Origin of the sequence: Leclercia sp. LSNIH8, assembly GCF_002920195.1 — a bacterium.
In the GTDB taxonomy this organism is placed as follows: domain Bacteria; phylum Pseudomonadota; class Gammaproteobacteria; order Enterobacterales; family Enterobacteriaceae; genus Enterobacter.
Window position 1 is genome coordinate 1 of the sequence record NZ_PQJY01000044.1, and the last position, 505, is coordinate 505.

2 tRNA genes are annotated in these 505 nt (G+C 49.7%); both read left to right on the plus strand.

Features of this window, described 5'->3' with window-relative positions:
- Positions 1-46: 46 nt before the first annotated feature.
- Positions 47-123: transfer RNA gene (locus tag C3406_RS25890), tRNA-Ile, on the plus strand.
- Between the two features lie 106 nt (positions 124-229).
- Positions 230-305, plus strand: a tRNA-Ala gene (locus C3406_RS25895).
- The last annotated feature ends 200 nt before the right edge of the window (positions 306-505 follow it).

The following is a 505-nucleotide window of genomic DNA, read 5'->3' on the forward strand; positions in this document are numbered from 1 at the left end:
GTCCACACAGATTGTCTGATGAAAATTAGCAGTAAAAAATCTCTGCAGGCTTGTAGCTCAGGTGGTTAGAGCGCACCCCTGATAAGGGTGAGGTCGGTGGTTCAAGTCCACTCAGGCCTACCAAATTCCTGCTGATGCTGCGTTGCGGCGACACTCACATACTCCAGTATGCTTCGTGTCACCACGCCTTGCCTCAACAGGAATTACGGTTGAAGAGATTGACCACGATGGGGCTATAGCTCAGCTGGGAGAGCGCCTGCCTTGCACGCAGGAGGTCTGCGGTTCGATCCCGCATAGCTCCACCATCTTTACTGCACAACCTGAAAACTTCAGAGTGTACCTGCGAAGGTGCGCTGCGAAGTTTTGCTCTTTAAAAATCTGGATCAAGCTGAAAATTGAAACGACACACGTTAAGTGTGTTCGAGTCTCTCAAATTTTCACAACACGAAGTGAAACAGCTTCGGGTTGTGAGGTTAAGCGACTAAGCGTACACGGTGGATGACTA